The organism is Verrucosispora sp. WMMD1129, from assembly GCF_029581255.1.
Taxonomy (GTDB): domain Bacteria; phylum Actinomycetota; class Actinomycetes; order Mycobacteriales; family Micromonosporaceae; genus Micromonospora; species Micromonospora sediminimaris.
The window spans coordinates 4,431,094-4,449,707 of record NZ_CP120741.1 but is presented as its reverse complement, the minus strand read 5'-3'; the positions used below and the strand labels follow the sequence as shown (position 1 = coordinate 4,449,707).

Annotated in this window: 17 protein-coding genes and 2 tRNA genes; 7 read left to right on the top strand and 12 right to left on the bottom strand. The window is 70.7% G+C overall.

The genetic code is table 11. The features are described from left to right. Nucleotides 1-11: 11 nt before the first annotated feature. The 6 genes from O7624_RS20725 to O7624_RS20700 all read right to left on the bottom strand — a co-directional run bounded on the left by O7624_RS20725 (nucleotide 12) and on the right by O7624_RS20700 (nucleotide 5,903). Nucleotides 12-842, bottom strand: a complete 831-nt coding sequence (locus O7624_RS20725) for a phosphoribosylaminoimidazolesuccinocarboxamide synthase (RefSeq protein ID WP_282236940.1) — start codon at nucleotides 840-842, stop codon at nucleotides 12-14. A gap of 87 nt (nucleotides 843-929) precedes the next feature. Then, nucleotides 930-1,169, bottom strand: a complete 240-nt coding sequence (locus O7624_RS20720) for a hypothetical protein (protein ID WP_139233146.1) — start codon at nucleotides 1,167-1,169, stop codon at nucleotides 930-932. Nucleotides 1,170-1,285: 116 nt separating this feature from the next. Continuing rightward, nucleotides 1,286-1,359 (bottom strand) — tRNA-Met (locus O7624_RS20715). Nucleotides 1,360-1,508: 149 nt separating this feature from the next. Then, nucleotides 1,509-1,582: transfer RNA gene (locus O7624_RS20710), tRNA-Met, on the bottom strand. Nucleotides 1,583-1,764: 182 nt separating this feature from the next. Then, a complete protein-coding gene (locus O7624_RS20705; protein WP_170863443.1) occupies nucleotides 1,765-4,788 on the bottom strand; it encodes a UPF0182 family protein in 3,024 nt (1,007 codons plus the stop codon). A 101-nt stretch (nucleotides 4,789-4,889) separates the two neighbouring features. Further along, nucleotides 4,890-5,903 carry a PDZ domain-containing protein gene (locus tag O7624_RS20700; protein ID WP_093405169.1) on the bottom strand — a complete coding sequence of 338 codons (1,014 nt, stop codon included), beginning with the start codon at nucleotides 5,901-5,903 and terminating at the stop codon, nucleotides 4,890-4,892. Between the two features lie 115 nt (nucleotides 5,904-6,018). Between O7624_RS20700 and O7624_RS20695 the strand changes: the two genes are divergently transcribed. Next, nucleotides 6,019-7,317: a zinc-dependent metalloprotease gene (locus tag O7624_RS20695; protein ID WP_282236939.1), complete on the top strand. Its 1,299-nt coding sequence runs from the start codon at nucleotides 6,019-6,021 to the stop codon at nucleotides 7,315-7,317. A gap of 33 nt (nucleotides 7,318-7,350) precedes the next feature. On the opposite strand, the gene O7624_RS20690 is transcribed toward O7624_RS20695, so the two are convergent. Then, nucleotides 7,351-8,034: a hypothetical protein gene (locus O7624_RS20690; RefSeq protein ID WP_282236938.1), complete on the bottom strand. Its 684-nt coding sequence runs from the start codon at nucleotides 8,032-8,034 to the stop codon at nucleotides 7,351-7,353. A gap of 41 nt (nucleotides 8,035-8,075) precedes the next feature. After that, nucleotides 8,076-8,597, bottom strand: coding sequence for a M48 family metallopeptidase (locus tag O7624_RS20685; RefSeq protein ID WP_093405162.1), 522 nt, complete (start codon nucleotides 8,595-8,597; stop codon nucleotides 8,076-8,078). Between the two features lie 536 nt (nucleotides 8,598-9,133). On the opposite strand from O7624_RS20685, the gene O7624_RS20680 reads away from it, so the two are divergent. The 3 genes from O7624_RS20680 (at nucleotide 9,134) to O7624_RS20670 (ending at nucleotide 11,940) form a co-directional block, all read left to right on the top strand. Beyond that, a complete protein-coding gene (locus O7624_RS20680; RefSeq protein WP_012014940.1) occupies nucleotides 9,134-9,301 on the top strand; it encodes a DUF5679 domain-containing protein in 168 nt (55 codons plus the stop codon). Nucleotides 9,302-9,494: 193 nt separating this feature from the next. Next, a complete protein-coding gene (locus O7624_RS20675; RefSeq protein ID WP_093405161.1) occupies nucleotides 9,495-10,541 on the top strand; it encodes a hypothetical protein in 1,047 nt (348 codons plus the stop codon). Nucleotides 10,542-10,611: 70 nt separating this feature from the next. Then, the gene (locus O7624_RS20670) at nucleotides 10,612-11,940 is read left to right on the top strand and encodes an AarF/ABC1/UbiB kinase family protein (RefSeq protein ID WP_093405158.1); all 1,329 of its coding nucleotides are present in this window, start codon (nucleotides 10,612-10,614) and stop codon (nucleotides 11,938-11,940) included. Nucleotides 11,941-12,234: 294 nt separating this feature from the next. Here O7624_RS20670 and O7624_RS20665 read toward each other — a convergent pair whose 3' ends face one another. The 3 genes from O7624_RS20665 to O7624_RS20655 all read right to left on the bottom strand — a co-directional run bounded on the left by O7624_RS20665 (nucleotide 12,235) and on the right by O7624_RS20655 (nucleotide 15,311). Continuing rightward, nucleotides 12,235-12,600: a WhiB family transcriptional regulator gene (locus O7624_RS20665; protein ID WP_093405152.1), complete on the bottom strand. Its 366-nt coding sequence runs from the start codon at nucleotides 12,598-12,600 to the stop codon at nucleotides 12,235-12,237. A gap of 133 nt (nucleotides 12,601-12,733) precedes the next feature. Then, entirely contained in the window at nucleotides 12,734-13,018 is a 285-nt protein-coding gene (locus tag O7624_RS20660) for a hypothetical protein (RefSeq protein WP_093405502.1), read from the bottom strand. A gap of 139 nt (nucleotides 13,019-13,157) precedes the next feature. Continuing rightward, nucleotides 13,158-15,311: an ATP-dependent DNA helicase UvrD2 gene (locus tag O7624_RS20655; protein WP_282236937.1), complete on the bottom strand. Its 2,154-nt coding sequence runs from the start codon at nucleotides 15,309-15,311 to the stop codon at nucleotides 13,158-13,160. Between the two features lie 92 nt (nucleotides 15,312-15,403). Between O7624_RS20655 and O7624_RS20650 the strand changes: the two genes are divergently transcribed. Then, a complete protein-coding gene (locus O7624_RS20650) occupies nucleotides 15,404-15,646 on the top strand; it encodes a mycoredoxin (protein WP_093405499.1) in 243 nt (80 codons plus the stop codon). A gap of 86 nt (nucleotides 15,647-15,732) precedes the next feature. Here the strand turns inward: O7624_RS20650 and O7624_RS20645 are convergent, their stop codons facing one another. Further along, nucleotides 15,733-17,103: an MFS transporter gene (locus tag O7624_RS20645; RefSeq protein ID WP_282236936.1), complete on the bottom strand. Its 1,371-nt coding sequence runs from the start codon at nucleotides 17,101-17,103 to the stop codon at nucleotides 15,733-15,735. A 217-nt stretch (nucleotides 17,104-17,320) separates the two neighbouring features. On the opposite strand from O7624_RS20645, the gene O7624_RS20640 reads away from it, so the two are divergent. Further along, on the top strand, nucleotides 17,321-18,301 hold the full coding sequence (locus O7624_RS20640; protein WP_282236935.1) for a helix-turn-helix transcriptional regulator: 981 nt from the start codon (nucleotides 17,321-17,323) through the stop codon (nucleotides 18,299-18,301). Nucleotides 18,302-18,369: 68 nt separating this feature from the next. Further along, a complete protein-coding gene (locus O7624_RS20635) occupies nucleotides 18,370-18,606 on the top strand; it encodes a DUF397 domain-containing protein (protein ID WP_093405140.1) in 237 nt (78 codons plus the stop codon). Nucleotides 18,607-18,614: the final 8 nt, after the last annotated feature.

The following is an 18,614-nucleotide window of genomic DNA, read 5'->3' as shown; positions in this document are numbered from 1 at the left end:
GCCGGTCGCTCTTACCAGCGCTCGCCGGTCAGCTTCTCGTAGACGTCCACGTAACGGGCCCGAGTGGCGTCGACCACATCGGCGGGCAACTCCGGAGCCGGGCTCCGCTTGTCCCAGCCGCTACGCGCCGCCCAGTCCCGTACGTACTGCTTGTCGTAGGAGAACTGGGCGCGCCCTGGCTGGTAGAACTCCGCTGGCCAGAACCGGGACGAGTCCGGGGTGAGCAGCTCGTCGCCGAGGACCAGGGTGCCGTCCGGCGCCCAACCAAGCTCGATCTTGGTGTCGGCGACCAGGATGCCCCGGTCGGCCGCCAGTTCGGCGCCCCGGCAGTACACGTCGATGGTCAGCCGCCGCAGCCGGTCGGCGGTCTCCGCGCCAACCTTGTCGACCACCTCGGCGAAGGTCATCGGCTCGTCGTGCTCGCCCGCCGGCGCCTTGGTGGACGGGGTGAAGATCGGCTCCGGCAGGATGGACGCCTCGACCAGCCCGCGCGGCAGCTCGACGCCGGAGACACTCCCGGTGTTCTCGTACTCCTTCATGCCGCCACCGGTCAGGAAGCCCCGGGCGACGCACTCGACCGGAACCATTTCGAGCCGGCGGCAGCGGATCGCCCGGCCGGCGAACTCCGGCGGCACGTCGGTGGCCGAGATGACGTGGTTGGGTACCAGGTCGGCCAGCTGCTCGAACCACCACAGCGACAACGCGGTGAGCAGCTTGCCCTTGTCCGGAATCGGGGTCGGCAGCACCACGTCGTAGACGGAGACGCGGTCGGAGGCGACCAGGATCAGGTCATCGCCCTCGGCGTAGACATCCCTCACCTTGCCCGAGTGCAGAAGTTCCACGCGGACAAGTAGACCATGTGCCGGGCGTACCGCCGCTGGCGGTCCACGGCCCGACCGCCAGGGCGCGCACGGCCTCGGTACGCCTGGTCAGCGTCGGCGGCGGGTCATCCGGATCACCAGCAGGACGATCACGGCCACCACCGCCAGGCAGCAGAGCAGACTCAGGAAACCGAAGACGCCGAAACCGCGCCCGCGCCGTCGAGCCGCCTCCACCACCAGTTCGCCGGTGCCGGTCGACGCCCACGCCGCGACCGGAACGAAAACCGTAAGCACGACCGTACCCAGGAGCGTGCCGAGCCGCCCCCACCACCTACCGAAGGAAGACATGCGCCCATCCTCGCCGAGACGCGCAACCTCGGCCGGCCGAACACGCTCGGGTCGACGCCGTGGACAGCCGGACAACGACAGTGGCCCCGGACGGATCCGGGGCCACTGTATCGCAGTAGCGGGGACAGGATTTGAACCTGCGACCTCTGGGTTATGAGCCCAGCGAGCTACCGAGCTGCTCCACCCCGCGTCGGTAGGACCAGCCTACCCCATCCGTAACGGGCTCCATCACCAGCCCCACCCGTAACGCCCGGGGGTCGGGGTGCCGCCCCGCTGGACCGCCGCCTGCCCCGGATGAACGAAAGAGGCCCCGGACGAATCCGGGACCTCTTCTCGCAGTAGCGGGGACAGGATTTGAACCTGCGACCTCTGGGTTATGAGCCCAGCGAGCTACCGAGCTGCTCCACCCCGCGTCGGTAGATCCACCGTAGCGCACCACCCCCGCTGCCCGCAAAACGACCCACGGAACGCCCGGTTCCACCGCCGCCACACCGCCGATTTCCGGTGGGCGCTCAGCTCAGTCGCCGCTCAGACACGGTGAAGCCCGCGGCAGTGGCGAGGAACGCCGAGCCGCGGGCTTCACCATGTGAGTCGGTCAGCCGGTCGGTGAGGGACTACCGGAAGGGGCTGGCGGGCTCGGCGTGCCGTTGGTGCCCGCCGCCTGCTGAGCCTGCTGGAACGCGGTGAGCGCCTCGTCCAGCGCGGCCAGCGCCCGACCGTACCGTTCGAAGTCCCCGGATGCCTGGGCGGCACGCACCTCGGTGATCGCGGCCCGTACCCGCTCGGCGGCCGCACCGAGGTCGCCGGTGAGCGGCGGGGCGTCGCTCGGCGACGGAGTGGCTGTCGGCGACGGAGGTGGCTCCTCACCCTCGGGCGGTGGCTCCTCACCTCCGGCCGGCGGCGGCGGGTTACCGGCGGCTGCCTGCTTGCCCTGCTCGACCAGCTGCTTGATGCCGTCGGCGACGTTGTCCGCCAGGACGACGTAGGAGCCCCCGTCGCCGTACGACATCAGCACCTTCTGCAGCAGCGGATACGCGTCCTGCTGGTTGCTCTTGACGTAGACCGGCTCGACGTACAGCATCCCGTTGCCGAAGGGCAGCGAGAGCAGGTTGCCGTACTGCACCTGGGCCTGGTTGGAGGAGAGCAGGTTCAGCTGCTGCCGGATGGTGGCGTTGGTGTTTGTCATCCGCTGGTGCACCTGCACCGGACCGGAGATCGCCGTCTGGTCCGGCAGCTCCAACACCTGCAACGTCGGCCTGCCGTCCTGGTACGAACCGGAGATCAGTGCGGCCAGGTTCTGCCGACCGTTGGGGGTGACCGCGCTGGTGAGCTGGAAGCGTGGCGCATCCTGGCCCGGGAACTGCGTGTAGAGGTAGTACGGCGGCTGCTTCTGCCCGCTGTCCGGCGCGTCCGGCACGTTCGGCACCTGCCAGAAGTCCTGGCCGGAGTAGAAGTCGCCGGGGTTGGTGACGTGGAACCGGGTCAGCAGGTTGCGCTGCACCTTGAACAGGTCGGCCGGGTACCGGAAGTGGTCGGCCAGCGCCGGCGGGATCTCGGCGCGTGGTTTGATCAGGTCACCGCCGAACGCCTTGTTCCACGCCTTGAGCACCGGGTCGTTCTCGTCGAACTCGTAGAGAACCACAGTGCCGTCGTACGCGTCGACGGTCGCCTTCACCGAGTTGCGGATGTAGTTGACGTTCTCCCGGGCCAGCTGGATGGTGCCCCGGCCGGTCAGCTCGTCGGTGGTTTCCTGCTGGAGGTTGACCCGTTCCGCGTACGGATAGGTCGCGGCGGTGGTGTAACCGTCGACGATCCACTGCACCCGGCCGTCGACCAGGGCGGGGTAGGGGTCACCGTCAAGCGTGAGGAACGGCGCGACCTTCTCCACCCGGTCCCGGGGGTTACGCACGTAGAGCAGCTTGGAGTTGTCGTTGACCGCCTCGGAGAGCAGGAAGTTCGCCTCCTGCTCCTTGATGGCGTAGAGCAGGCGACGGGTGAACGAGCCGATCTCGACGCCGCCGGAACCGGTGTAGGTGTAGTACGACTCGGGTCCCTCACCGTCCTCGCCGCTCTCGCCCGCCGGGCGGTCGAACTCGGCCGGGTTGGCGTCCGCGTTCGGCTTGCCGACGATGGCGTAGTCACCGGTGGCCATCCGCTCGCCGAAGTAGATCCGGGGCTGGCTCGCCGGAATCAGGTCGGTCGGCGCGGCGCACGACTCCTGCGACCGCTCGCCGAGCGAACCGGAGACGAAGAACGGCTGCCCACCGCAGACCACCCGGTTCGCGGGCGCGGCCACCACCCCGTAGCCGTGGGTGTAGACGGTGTGCCGGTTGATCCAGTTGCTCTGCTGCGCGGTCAGCTCGCCGTAGTTGATCTCACGTACGCCGACCACGTAGTCCTGGGTGGCGCCGTTCAGCGTGTACCTGTCGATGTCGAGCTTGGGACCGAAGTCGTAGAAGCCACGGACCTGCTGGAGCTGGGTGTAGGTCTCGCTCACCAGCTGCGGATCGAGCAGCCGGACATTCGGCACCACTGACGTGTCGGTGGCCAGGCTCTCCGGCGGGTTCAGGTTGTTGGCCGAGTACGCCGAACTCTGGGTGATGTCCAACCCGAACGACGCGCGGGTGGCGTCGATGCTGCGCTGGATGTACGGCGCCTCCTTGTCCCGGGCGCTGGGCTTGACCTCGAAGGTCTGCACCGCCCACGGGTAGATGCCGCCGATCGCCACCGCGGAGACGCCGAGCAGGGCCAACGAGATGCCCGGCCAGACCAGGTTGCGCATCCAGGCGTTGGAGAACACGATGATCGCGATCGCGACCACCACGGAGATGTAGGCGAGGATCTCCTTGGCCGGCAGCAGGGCGTTGATGTCGGCGTAACCGGCGCCGTAGACGTTCACGCCGTCGTTGTACTCCAACAGCATCGCTCGCCGGTCCAGCACGTACGCGACGGCCTTGAGCAGGACGAAGACCGCGACCAGCGTGCTCAGGTGGGCCCGGGCGGCGTTGCTCATCCGGTCGCCGACGCCCTGCAGGCGTACCCCGCCGAACAGGTAGTGCACGGCCAGCGCGCCGATCAGCGCCAGCACCACCGAGGTGAAACCGAGCCCCAGCAGGAACCGCCAGAACGGCAGCTGGAAGACGTAGAAGCCGACATCGACGCCGAACTCCGGGTCGTCCACACCGAAGTTGCCGCCGTGCAGGAAGAGCAGCCACTGGTTCCAGCGGCTCTGCGCCGACAGTCCGGCGAAGAGGCCGACGACAGCGGCGGCCGCAGTGATCCACAGGCCCAGGCGGGGGCCGAGCAACATCCGGTACCGCTCCAGGGTGGCCTGTTCCGGTGAGTGGGGTCGCATCCGTGGGCGTAGCCGTTGCGCGAGCCAGAGATTGCCGCCGACGATCGCCGCCATCGCCAGGCCCGCGGCCAGGAAGAGCAGCAGCCGGGTGACCAGCACCCCCCGGAAGACCTCGGTGTAGTCGACCTCGGAGAACCAGAGCCAGTCCGTCCAGGCCTGCACTCCCCAGCCGAGCAGGGTGAACAGCACGAACACCCCGATCAGGACCCCGATCGTGACGCGTCCGCGTCGGCTCATCCTCGGCAGGGGGCTGCTGCTACGCATGACCACTGTTGGCTCCGCACGCTCGTTATGATCGGCTCCGACCAGGCACCCAGAGTACGGGGTGTTCCTGAAAGCGTGAGCGCAAGGTCATGCCGCGCGGCTCAGCAGTACGCCGGCTCGCCCCCGGAACGCAGCGTCGCCATCGCGTCCAACGCCTCGTCGAGCGTGCCCACCTTCACCAACGGCAGGTCCGGCTGCCGGTTACGGACCGCCTCGGCGCAGTTGGCCGCCGGCACCAGGAACGCGGTGGCGCCGGCCTGTTTCGCTCCGACCAACTTCTGCGGGATGCCACCGATCGGGCCTACCTGCCCGGAGTCGTCGATGGTGCCGGTGCCGGCGATGATCCGACCGCCGGTCAGGTCGTCCGGGGTCAGCTTGTCGATGATGCCCAGGGCGAACATCAGACCCGCGCTGGGGCCACCGATGTCCTTCAGGTCGAAGGAGAGGGTGAACGGGTGGGGCTGCTGCTGCTCGATCTCGATCCCGATCCGGGGCCGACCGTCGTGCTCCTGGCTGGTGATGGTGTCGGTTCGCGCGGCGCCGTCCCGGGTGTACCCGATCCGCAGGGCCGTGCCGGCCGGCTTGGCCCGGATAAGTTCGGTCAGCCGGGAGGCGAACGGCACCGGCTCACCGTCTACCGACGTCACCACGTCGCCGGGGCGCAGCACCGCGGCCGACGGCCCGTCGGCCGCGACCGTCTTGACCACGACCTGCACCTCGTAGCCGAGTTCCCGCAGCGCGGCGGTCTCCGCGCTGGTCTGCGAGACCTGGAAGTCCTCGGCGTTGCGCTGTTCCACCTCTTCCTGGGTCTCCCCCGGCGGGTAGACCAGTTCCCGCGGCACCACAGCCTGTTCGTCGGAGAGCCAGCCCTGGATGGCCGAGCGGAGCTTGACGCCGGGCTGCACCCCCACCGTGGTCAGCCGCAGTTGGCCGGCGGAGGTGGAGGTTTCCCGGCCGGTGACCTGGATGACCTCCTTGCCATCCTCCTGGCCCAGCGTGTCGACGGTCGGGCCGGGTCCGAGCACCACGTACGGAACGGGCGCGCCGAGCACCCCGATGCTGAGCAGTGCGGTGAGCAGGGCACCGAGCAGGACGGTCAGGCCGCGACGTCTCATGCGGCAGAGCGTACCGATCCCGGTCGCGGCTCCCGGTCGGCACGACGAACGACTTCGCCCTGAGCGGAACCGTGGTGGCGGCGGCTCCTGGCCCGGCGCGCGTACCGTAGACGTCGTGCCTGATATTCCGTTCGGTTTCGCGCTACCGGGTGGGCAGCCGCCCGACCCCAACGACCCTGCGCAGATGCAGCAGTTCATGTCGCAGTTGCAGCACCTGCTCTCCGCGTCGGGCAGCGGGCCGGTCAACTGGGACCTGGCTCGTCAGGTGGCGGCCAGTCAGCTCGCCGCGGCGGGCGACCCGGCGGTCTCCCCCTACGAGCGTCACGCGGTGGAGGAGGCGCTGCGCATCGCCGACCTCTGGCTGGAGCCGGCCTCCGCGCTGCCCTCGGGCATCCGCAACACGGTGTCCTGGAACCGCAACGAGTGGATCTTCAAGACGCTCGACGTCTGGCGCAAGCTGTGCGACCCGGTGGCCAGCCGGATGGTCGGCGCGATGGGCGACCTGGTCCCCCCGGAGGCCCGCGCCCAGCTCGGCCCGATGCAGTCGATGGTCGCCACCCTCGGTGGCGCGCTCTTCGGCGGCCAGCTCGGCCAGGCCCTCGGGTCGCTCGCCGCGGAGGTGCTCTCCGCCGGCGACATCGGTCTGCCGCTCGGACCGGCCGGCACGGCCGCGCTCATCCCCGCCAACATCAAGGCGTACGGCGATGGGCTGGAACTCCCCGAGGACGAGGTCCGCCTCTACGTGGCCCTGCGCGAGGCGGCGCACCAGCGGCTCTTCGAGCACGTTCCGTGGCTGCGGGGGCATGTCCTCAACGCCGTCGAGACGTACGCCGCCGGCATCCGGGTGAATCGGGAGGCGATCGAGGAGGCGATGGGACGGGTCGACCCGACCGACCCGGAGTCGATGCAGGCGATCGCCCTGGAGGGCATCTTCACACCGGAGGACAGCCCGACGCAGAAGGCGTCGCTGGCCCGGCTGGAAACCGCCCTCGCTCTGGTGGAGGGCTGGGTCTGCCACGTGGTCGACGGGGCGGCCGACGGCCGGTTGCCGAACGTCGTGGCGCTGGGCGAGGCGTTCCGTCGCCGCCGGGCGGCCGGCGGTCCGGCCGAGCAGACCTTCGCGGCCCTGGTCGGGTTGGAGCTGCGGCCCCGTCGGCTGCGCGAGGCGGCGGCGCTCTGGGCGGCGCTCACCGAGCACCGGGGGATCGCCGGCCGGGACGCGCTGTGGGGGCACCCCGACCTGCTTCCCTCCGACGACGACTTCGCCGACCCGGTGGCCTTCGCCATGGCCGACGTGGACCTGATGACCGAGTTGGAGAATTTCGACTTCTCCGCCCCGGGTGGCCCGGAGGAGAAGGCCCCGGGCGAGACGGAGCGCCGCGACGACACCGAGGGCGGCGAGAGCCGCAGCTGAAAGGCCGGGCACGGCCGCGCCGAGGCGGCGACATCAGCCGCTTCGGCCGGCCCCGGACAGCAGCGACCGGGTGTGCTCCCACCCGTCCAGTGCCGGATCGAGCCGGGCCAGATCCGCCGGACCGCGCAGTCGGTGCCAGGAGGGGGTCACCGCCAGGTCGCCGGGACGGGGTGCCGCCGCCCGCACGGCCGCGGGCACCGTGGCGTCCATGTCCAGCGGTGGCAGCCAGGACGGCACGGGTAGCCGGGCCGCCACCCCGAGCAACCCGGGCAGGCCGCCCTCGGCCGGGGCGACCGCTACCGGCCGGCTGGTCAGCGGACGCAGCAACTTACCGACGGTGAGTCCGGGCAGGTCGGGCGCATCGCCCGCGACGACCGCCACCTGCTCGTAGCTGTCGACCGTCGCCGAGGTCCCGTCCGCCGGCCCAGCACCGGTCGACGGATCCGTTCCGGCCGGGCCGCGGGCACCGGTGAGGGCGGCGAACACCGCGTTCGGGCTCGGCTCGGGCACCTCGTACACGGTCGTGCCGGGCCAGATCACCGCGTCGGCCAGCCAGCGGTCGGCTCTCGTGACCGCGACCGCGGTGTCCACCTCGTTGAGCATGGCGAGCAGGTCAACCACATCCTCAGCGAGCGCGCTGCGCCAGTCCACCGGGTCGACACCGGGCGGCGTCCAGGCGACCGGCGCGAGCAGCGCCACCACCACACGTCGGGCCATTCACCGACCCTACCGCTGCGGTACCGCGGCCCCGAGGTCCGTCAAGGGGCGCCGGCGACGGCCGCCACGCCCTCCAGATAGCCGCGCGCCCGTTCAGTCTTCGGGTACCTGCCTACCAGGGCCCAGAACTGCGCGTTGTGACTGGCCACGATGAGGTGGACCAGCTCGTGCAGCAGCACGTAGTCGATCACCCAGTCCGGCATCTCCTGGATCCGGTGGGACAGCCGGATCGAACGGTCCGCCGGGGTGCAGGAGCCCCACCGCCCATTCTGGTTGCTCACCCACCGGACGCTGGCCGGCAGGGCCTGGTTGCCGTACTCGGTGAGGTAGAGCTTGATCAGCCGGCCGGCGCGGGCCAGCAGTTCGGCGTCGGAGCGGACCAGGCGACCCTCCCGGGCCGCCAGCCGGGCGAGCATCCGGTCGACCCACTCGCTCTCCTCGGCCCGGGAGAACTGGTCGGGGATGAGGACCACGACCCGCTCCCCGTCGCGGTAGGCGGACACCGTGCGTCGCCGACGCTGGCTGCGCCGTACCTCGACGACCGGCTTCCGCGGCCCTGCCATCAGTGGACCGCGCAGCCTCGGTTTGCTGTCACGTTGGCAAGCTAATGCGTTGTGACCAGGGGTCCGCAAGAGTCAACCCCCCGACACGCGTCCGGAAAATGGGGATTGGTCGCCAGGAGTCCCGAAAAAATTCTTTGCCGGACCCGGGGCAGCCGTCACGGTCACCCTTCGTGGTGACCGCCGAGGTGTCACACCCGGGCCGACCAACACGGTAAGTGATCATCGCGGCGGAGCTCAAATCGGGGGGTCGGACCCCTGCTCGACACCCTCACCAGCGCAATTGCGGGATGCTGGTCGGCGTGTCCCCGGCAAACTGACTGATCTGACCCATTTCGGCGTGCACACTCTCGACGTCGCCTTGCTCACAGTGGCAATGCGCAGCTGACATGGAACCGCCCACACCTGGGTAGGGTCCGCCAACCGGTGGTCACGTAGGTGGCCAGCGGACAGGACCGGCGCCGGGCGCCCTGAGCGACCGCCACCGGGAGACCCACCGGGTCGTTATCGACCGGTGGACGACACGAGGAGGGCACACCGTGGCCGACCAGGCCCAGACCTACAACGGTTACTGCGTCAAGTGCAAGGAGAAGCGGGACTTCGAAGGCCGTGTGGAGGTCTCGAAGACCGGCATGAACATGGCCAAGGGCAAGTGTCCGGTATGTGGCACAACAGTGAACCGCATCCTGGGCAAGGCGAAGGTCTGACGTACGCGCACTGGAGCGGGGGGTGGCCTGCGACCACCCCCCGCTCGCCTGCGCGGTGACTGTCGGACCACCGACAGTAGTACTCGCGGGTTGTGGATAACTCGCCGAAGCCTGTGGACAGCCCTGGATCCAGGGCCGGCCACCTGTGGACAACGATCGACGGAAAGCTTGGACGCGGTCACTATTCGTGCTCATGACGCGGACCGCCGAACGACCGTCCTCCCCCCGCCCCCGCCTGCTGCCGGGGCTCACCCGACTCTGGCGCGACCGGCACACCCTTCAGCTCGGGCTCGGTCGGGAGCGGGCGGTCCTGGTCGAGGTGGCCGACCCCCGGGCGGCCCGGCTGCTCGACCTGCTCGACGGCACCCGCAGCGAACGGCAGGTGCTGGCCGGCACGGGAGTCCGCCCGGAGCATGCTCGCGCGCTGCTCGACGCCCTGCGCACCGCCGGTCTGGTGGTGCCAGCGCACACCCTTCTACCCCGGGACCTCACCGGGCCGCGCCGGGCCCGGCTCGCCGCCGAGGCCGGCGCGCTGGCGCTGGCCACCGCCCGGTTGCCGGGGACCCCCGCCCAGGTACTCCGGCGCCGCCTGGCCGCCCGGGTGACGGTCACCGGCGGCGGTCCGCTCGGCCCCGCCATCGCGGTGGCACTGGCCCAGGCGGGCGTCGGCCACGTCCACCCCGACCTGCCCGGGGTGGTTCGTCCGCTCGATCTCGTCGGCACCGGTATCGCCGCCACCGAGATCGGCAGTCCGCTCGACGCCGCGGCCCGGGCCGCGGTTCAGCGGGCCGCCCCCGGCACCGGTACCGGCCCGCTGCGTCGGCCCCGCCCCGACCTGGTCGTGCAACTCGGCTGTGACCGGCCGGCCGCGCTGCTGGCCGCCGGTCACGCCCAACGGCGACAACCACACCTGTTGGTGGACATCCGGGAGGGAATTCCGGCGGTCGGCCCGCTGGTACGGCCACCGGTCGGCCCCTGCCTGAGCTGTCTTGACCTGCACCGGGCCGACCGGGACCCCGGCTGGCCCACGGTCGCGGCCCAGCTCGCCAGCACCCCGCCCGCCCCGGCCTGTGCCGTGAGTCTCCTGCTGGCCGCGACCGGATACGCAGTCGGCGAAGCGTTGAGCCAACTCGATGGCGGCACACCCGAGACCCTCGGCGGATCGGTCGAGGTGCTGGCTCCCGGTAGCCTCCGGCGACGCTACTGGCCGCCGCACCCGCGCTGCCGATGCGGCGGCTGACCGGTGCACCGGCAGCACGGGTGCGGCTGCACGGCAGCAGCGGGCCAGCCGAGTCGGTAACAATGACCAAGTGACCGACATCCCGCGCCGGGCCGTGTCCCGGACCGCCAAGCTCGCCGCTCTGCCGCTCGGCTTCGCCGGACGGACCGTCCTCGGCATGGGAAAGCGCGTCACCGGGCTCGCCTCCGACGTGATCTCCGCCGAGATCCAGCAACGCACGGCCGAGCAGTTGTTCAGCGTCCTGGGCCAACTCAAGGGCGGGGCGATGAAGTTCGGTCAGGCCCTGTCGGTGTTCGAGGCCGCCCTTCCGGAGGAGATCGCCGCGCCCTACCGGCAGGCGCTGACGAAACTCCAGGAGGCCGCGCCGCCGCTGCCCGCCGCCAGCGTGCACAAGGTGCTGGCGGAGCAGCTGGGGCCGGCCTGGCGGGACCGGTTCGTGAGCTTCGACGATTCCCCGGCCGCGGCGGCAAGCATCGGGCAGGTGCATCGGGCGGTGTGGCGGCTACCGGACGGTTCCGGCCGGAGCGTCGCCGTGAAGATCCAGTATCCCGGCGCCGGTGACGCCCTGCTCGCCGACCTGAAGCAGCTCTCCCGGCTGGGAGCCATGTTCCGGGCCATCCAGCCCGGGCTGGACATCAAGCCCCTCCTGGCCGAGCTGCGGGAGAGGATCACCGAGGAACTGGACTACGAGTTGGAGGCGGAGTCACAGCGTGCCTTCGCCGCCGGATACGCCGACGACCCGGAGATCTACGTGCCGGAGGTCTGCTTCGCTTCGTCCCGCGTCCTGGTGACCGAGTGGATCGAGGGCACGCCGCTGGCCGACATCATCCGGTCCGGCAGCGAGGAGCAACGCGACGAGGCGGGCCGCCTGATGGCCACTCTCCATCTCTCCGCGCCGGCTCGGGCCGGGCTGCTGCACGCCGACCCGCATCCGGGAAACTTCCGGCTGCTGCCCGACGGCCGGCTGGGCGTGATCGACTTCGGGGCGGTGGCTCGGATGCCGGAGGGTACGCCGGAACCGATCGGCCGCATCGCCGGGCTGGCCCTGCGCGGCGACGCCGACGGGGTGGAGGCCGGACTGCGGGCCGAGGGCTTCGTCAGTGGCGCGGAGCCGATCGACGCGCACGCCCTGTTGGAATTCCTGCGGCCGATGCTGGAGCCGATCGCCGCCGACGAGTTCCGGTTCACCCGGGCCTGGCTGCGCGCCGAAGCGACCCGGCTGGCCAGCCCTCGTTCCCCGGCCTATCAGCTCAGCCGACAGCTCAACCTGCCGCCGTCCTACCTGCTCATCCACCGGGTGACGCTCGGATCGATCGGGGTGCTGTGCCAACTGGAGGCCAAGGCCCCCTACCGGGGCATCCTGGAACGCTGGCTACCGGGATTTGCTCCGGTCGGTTGAGTGGTGACGCGGTGGGCGGGGACCGAAGGTCCCCGCCCACCGTCAGCGTGTTCGTCCTACAGAACGCCCAGTTCGCGGGCTGACCGGGCACGGCCGGTCATGGCGATGGTACGGGCGGATCGGGTTGCCTCAGTGCTCGTGGTGGTGCGACCGGCCTGAGGCCGGAGCATTCGAGCCCTCGACAACGCTTCGTGGAGTAGGTACATCTCGGCTCCGTTCGGAAGGTGCAGCACGGTGGTCAGCTTTCTCTCGGCCGGTGCGACACCGGCGGGGTCGGTCTGAATCGGGAACATGTCAGGCAGCCAGCCGGACAGCGCTGCGCGACGCGGCGAGCCCATTGGCCGCCAGCCGCGCCTCGGCCTCGACCCGCAACTCGGCGTCACGGGCGACGTCCTCCTTGCGCGGGCGGCCACGGGGCCGCTTGCGCGGAACGACCGCGCCACGCTCGAAGATCTCGCCACCCCAGACGCCCCACGGCTCGGCCCGCTCCACCGCACCGGCCAGGCACTCGACGCGCAGCGGGCAGTCCCCGCAGAGCGACTTGGCCAGTTCCAGCTCGGTGGGCGAGTCGGAGAACCACAGGTCGGGGTCGAACTTCCGGCAGGGCAGGTTCGCCTCCACCTCGACGCTCACGTCGAGCGGGGCCAACGCCAGACTCATCGCCCGGTCACCTCTCTCTCACTGCGATCTCGTGGATCGCGGTTCCGACGTACTTCGGCGGTGCAAAAAAAACTGAGGCCGCGGATCCCGGTGTGCGGGTTCCGCGGCCTCGAGGTGAGCCGGTGGTCTGTGGTCAGACCGGTCTACCTCGAGGTGGAACACCGCGGACGTCCATCCGCTTGTTGACGCCATCGACGCCCTTGCCCGTGAAGCCACTGCTCCCCTGGAGCCCGTTCGTGACCGGTGCGAGGATCAGCTCGGCCTGAATCTCGGCCCGGTGCACCTGCGGAGCCCACGGTCGCGCAGCGACGGTGGTGGCCCGGACGTCCGTCAGCGGAGCGGCGGTCGTCAGGGCAGCCGACAGCGGAGCGACGGCAACGGGCAGCGCCGTCGGACGCTGGTAGATGTAGCTCTCCATCGGTGCCACCTCCTTGACGTTCACTCGTGGTCGACCCGGAAACAGACCCCGTGAGCAGCCCGAACAGGGCCCCCTTCCGAGGTGTGCCCTGAGGTTATGCCGGCCGGCCGGGCGAGGGCAAACGAATTAACGGTCGGATTCAGAAAGTTTTCTGCGGGCAGATTTCGTCGACGGTCGCGCCCCCCACCAACGCCAGCACCGCCTCCCCGTAGAGGCCCAGTTTGCGTGGCCCGATTCCGGCGATCGCGACCAGTTCCTCGGCCCGGCCCGGCCGCCGCTCGGCCAGCGCCACAAGCGTCGCGTCGGTGAACACCACATACGCGGGCACCTTCTGTGCCCCGGCCACCCGGGACCGCCACTCGCGCAGCCGTTCGTGCAGCTCGTCGTCGATGTCGGAGGGACAGGTGGCACACCGGCCCAGCTTGCGGTCCGGTCCGGCGAGCAGAGTGGTGCCGCAGATCCGACAGGACACGATCCGGGTTGCGGCCCGCCGCTGCGGGGCCCGCCCCGGTCGGCCCGCGTCGACCCGCTCCGTCGTACCGGCGGGCGCAAGTTGCGGCAGGAATCGACTCGCTCGTCGGGGCCGGCCGCCCGGTGAGCGCGCCGAGGCGTACGACAGCCAGAGCCACTGCCGGGCCCGGGTGATACCGACGTAGAGCAGTCGGCGTTCCTCCTCGACCTGCTCGGTGGTGCGCGCGTAGGTGGTGGGCAGAGTGCCCTCGGCCAGGCCGACCAGGAAGACGGCGTCCCACTCCAGCCCTTTCGCGGAGTGCAGGGAGGCCAGCGTCACGCCGTCCACGGTCGGCACGTGCTGCTGGGCCGCCCGCCGGGCCAGCTCCTCGGTGAAATTGGCCAGGGTGACCGGACGCTCCACCGCGGCGGCCACGCCGAGCGGCAGGATCTCCGGCGTGGCCGCGTACTCCTCGGCGAGCTGCACCAGCGCGGCCAGCGCCTCCCACCGCTCCCGGGCCGCACCTCCCGGCGGCGGAGCATCCGGTGCCCATCCCACGCCGGCCAGCGCCTCGACCACCGCCGCCCGCAACGGGGTCTCACCCGGTACCGACCGGGTCGCCGCGCGCAGCGCGACCATCGCCTGGCGCACCTCGGCGCGTTCGAAGAACCGTTCCGCCCCCTGGACCTGGTAGGGCACGCCGGCCTCGGCAAGCGCCTTCTCGTACGCCTCGGACTGCGCGTTGGTGCGGAACAGCACAGCGATCTCGCGGGCCGGGGTACCGGCGTCGATCATCGCCCGGCAGCGGGCGGCGACCGCGGCGGCCTCGGCCGGCTCGTCGGTGAAGATCCGCCGCTCCGGCTCCGGGCCGGCCGGCTGCTGCCCGACCAGTTCCAGGCGCAGCCGCGCCTCGGTGCCCCGCGCCTGCGAGATGACCGCGTTGGCGAGCCCCACCACCTGCGGCGTCGACCGGTAGTCGCGGACCAGTCGGATCACGGTGGCTGCCCGATGCCGACGCGGGAAGTCGACAAGGTAGGCCGAGGTGGCCCCGGTGAACGAGTAGATGGTCTGTGAGGCGTCCCCGACCACGGTCAGGTCGTCCCGTCCGCCGAGCCAGGCGTCCAGCAGCCGCTGCTGCAACGGGTTGACGTCCTGGTACTCGTCGACGACGAAGTGCCGGTACTGGTTGCGGACCTGCTCGGCGACGTCCGGATGCTCCTCGATCCCCCAGACCGCGGCACGCAGCACGTCCTCGAAGTCGATCACTCCGCCGGTCCGCTTGAGCCTCTCGTACGCGGCGAACACCTCCGCCACCTTCGCCGGCTCGTGCGACGTCTCCCGCAGCGCCTTGGCGGCGGCCACCACGTACTCACCCGGCTCGACGAGGGAGGACTTGGCCCATTCGATCTCACCGGCGAGATCCCGGGCCGCAGTCCGGTCGGCCCGTAGGCCGGCTCGCGCCGCGGCGAGCGTGACCAACCGGACCTTGCTGTCCAGCAACTCGGGCATGGCCCGGCCGTCGAGCAGCCGAGGCGCGAAGTAGCGCACCTGGCGCAGCGCCGCGGCGTGGAAGGTGCGTGCCTGCACGCTGGCCACGCCGGCCACCGCGAGCCGCTGCCGCAGCTCCGCGGCGGCCCGAGCGGTGAAGGTGACCGCGAGCACATGCCGGGCCGATATCTCACCGGTAAGTGCCCGGTACGCGATCCGGGACGTGACGGCCCGGGTCTTGCCGGTACCGGCACCGGCGAGCACGCAGACCGGGCCGGCCGGGGCGGTCACCGCCGCGCGTTGCTCCGGATCGAGCCCGGCGAGCACGCGTTCGGACGCGGAGTTAACCACCACAGCGGGGAATTGTCGCAGCTTCCCCGAACGTTGCAGCGGATAGCCTGTGCTTGATCGGCAAGCCACCGGGCGCGACGTTGGAGGATCTGACCATGCTCACGATGTATTCCACTCCCTGGTGCGGCTACTGCTACCGGCTGAAGTCGCAGCTCGACCGGGAGGGGATCGCCTACCAGGTGGTCGACATCGAGCGGGATCCTGCGGCCGCCACGTTCGTGATGCAGGTGAACGGCGGTAACCAGACGGTGCCCACGCTGCGCTTCGCCGACGGCAGCGCGCTGACCAACCCGTCGATCAACCAGGTCAAGCAGCACCTGGCGAGCATCGCCGCCTGACCGCACCAGCACGCTTCCGCACTTCTCCCGCGCCGATCATGAAGTTGTTGCCCAGGTAGCCAGCTACCTGGGCAACAACTTCATGGTCAACTGCGCCGGAGGGGGTCGGGGGTTCGAGCGCGGGCACCGACCTCGGCCTCGGGTGCTCGTCGTTGCGCGGGCACCGCGGGCCGTACCGGCGGCTCGGATGGTGGGCTCAGGTGGCGGCCACGCCAGAGGTAGTTGCCGGCGAGCAGGGTCGCCACGCCGACCGACGCGAAGACCAGCCGGTAGTCGAGCAGGGCGACGACGAGCGCGCCCATGCCGATCGAGAACGCCTGCGGGCACCTGACCGCCGCCTCGGCGGCGGCGGCTACCCGGCCGAGCAGTTCCGGCGGTGTCCGTCGTTGAATCAGGGTGTGCAGCCCGACCAGGGTCAACGGCAGCGACAGACCCGCCACCAGCACCGCGGCGAGGCCGAGCCACAGATTCGGGTACGCCAACATCAGCGCGGCAGGTCCGAACAGCGCCACCCCGACGGCCAGGGCACCCAGCTCACCGACCCGCCGCAGCACGGCTGCGGAGAGCAGCCCACCCACCAGGCCGCCGATCCCCTGCACGGTGAAGAGCACGCCGACGAACGCCGGTTCCCGCCCGAGCCCCCGGTCCACGTACGCGAAGATCAACGACTCGGTGAAGCCCATCACCAGCGAACCGAGGCCGTATCCGAGCAGCGCCCGCCGCAGTGCCGGCTCGCCCGCGAGGTGGCGGAGCCCGGCGGCCAGTTCCTGCGGCCAGCGCGGTCGGTGCTCGGCGCCACCGGCCGATGCGACGGACGGCGTGCGCGACGCGGACGACCTGCCTGACGCGGATGACATGGGCGGCGTGTGCGACGCGGACGACGTGCCGGGCACCGCGACCGCCCGTGGCGCGCCGACCACCACGGCCGCGACCAGGAATCCGAGCATTCCGACCAGGGCCAGCAGCCAGCCGCCGAGCGTCACGTAGAGGCCGGCACCGGCGAGCGGGCCGATCAACCGCAGTCCCTGCCGTGCCGTCTGCAACGCCCCGTTCGCCTCGCCGAGCAGGTCCGGCGGCACCAGTTCCCGCACCAGGCGGCTGAGCACCGCCCCGACGGTCAGGTTCGACAACCCGTACAGCGCGGCCACCGCGTAGATCAGCCACATGTCGCCCGCGTCGCGGACCGCGAATAGGGGGGTGAGCAGCAGCGCCGTCGCGAGGTTGGTGGCCACGAAGAAGGGGCGCCGTGGATACCGGTCGACGAACCACCCGACCAGTGGCGCCAGCGTGCGTGGCGCGAGGATGACGAAGATCGTGGCACCGGCGAGGCCGTCCGATCCGGTGAGGTCCTTGACCCAGACAGCGAGCGCCAGCAGCAGGATCGACTCGGCGGTCATGCTGGCCAACAGCCCACCGAAGAGCAGACGGAAGTCCGGGCGACTCAGGACGGTGCGCATTGATCCTCCGGTGGCGCGACTCGGTGCGGCGGGCGGTTTCGGCGGGGCCGGCGACGCGGATCGCGCCGACCGGAGTCGCTGTCGGGTCTGCGTATTTCTGATGACACGCCCTCCGCCGGTACCTCCGGCGCCGGTCGCGACGTCCATACTGACCGTGGGGGGCGAATTTCATACAGTTACCGTCGCGTCCGCGGCGGTCGACGGAAAAGAGGACACTGTGCCTCCTGCCGCACCCAGCCCGATCCTGCGCCGCCGCCGGCTCGGCGGCGAACTGCGCCGCTTGCGCGAAGCCGCTGGACTCACCGGCGACCAGGTCATCGAACGCATCGGCTGGGCGTCCGCGTCCAAACTGTCCCGCCTGGAGAACGGCCGCAGCCGCCCCGATCCGGCCGACGTCCGGGACCTGCTCGACCTGTACCACGTCGACGACGCCCTCCGGCTGGAGCTGCTCGGCATCACCCACGAAGCCGGCGACATGCGTGGGTGGCTGAAGCGTTATCCGGCGATGACGCAACAGCAGCGCGGCTTCGCCGAGCTGGAGGCGGGTTGCGCCGAGATCTCCGAGTACAACCCGGTGCTGGTGCCGGGGTTGTTGCAGACCAGCGGGTACGCGCGAATGCGGATCTCCTCGGCCTGGCAGGTCGACCAGGCTGCCGGCGCCCCGGAGGCCGAGGACGAGATCGAGACGGAGATCAGGGCCCGACTGGCGCGACAGTCGGCGCTGACCCGGGAGACCGACCCACCCCGCTACACCGCGGTGCTGGAGGAGTCCGCGCTCGGCCACCGGGCCGGGCCACCCGACGTGCTCCATGAGCAGTTGGCGCAGCTCTGCGAGCTGGCCATGCTACCGAACGTCACGCTGCACGTGCTTCCCCGGGACACTCCGATCGGCCAGTGGTACCTCCCGCCGACCGCGTTCTCGGTCTATCGGTTCGCCGACCCCCTCGATCCGGAGACGCTCGCCATCGAAGGTGGCTTCACCGACGTCATGTCGACCGAGGCAATCACCCTAAATCGCTATAAAGTGGTGTTCGAGTGGCTATGCACGGCGGCACTCTCCGCAACGGACACCCTCTCCTGGCTGATCGACTCGTCGGGACGGTTGTCCGTCGCGGCGACCCCGCCCACTGTGGCGAGTGGTCCGGCAACGGCGCCGGCCCAACGCCGCAGTTCCTCCGGGCGCCTGACGGAACGGTGACCAGCACCGGCCCACCGTGGGGACGTGCGGTGCCACTCGTTCCATCGGTTCACCTCAGGAGCGCAACGATGAACGAGTTCCGCAACACACCATCCGTCCTCGCCCAACTCGCGGGCGCGCCCTGGCGCACCAGTACGCGCAGCCAGACCTCCAACTGTGTGGAGGTCGCACCGCTGTCCGACGGTCCCGCCGCGGTGGCGCTGCGCGACAGCAAGGACCGGGGCGGTCCGGTGCTGCTGTTCGGCCGGGCGGGATGGCAGGGCTTCATCTCCGGTGCCAGAAACGGTCAGTTCGACAACCACTAGCGCGTACG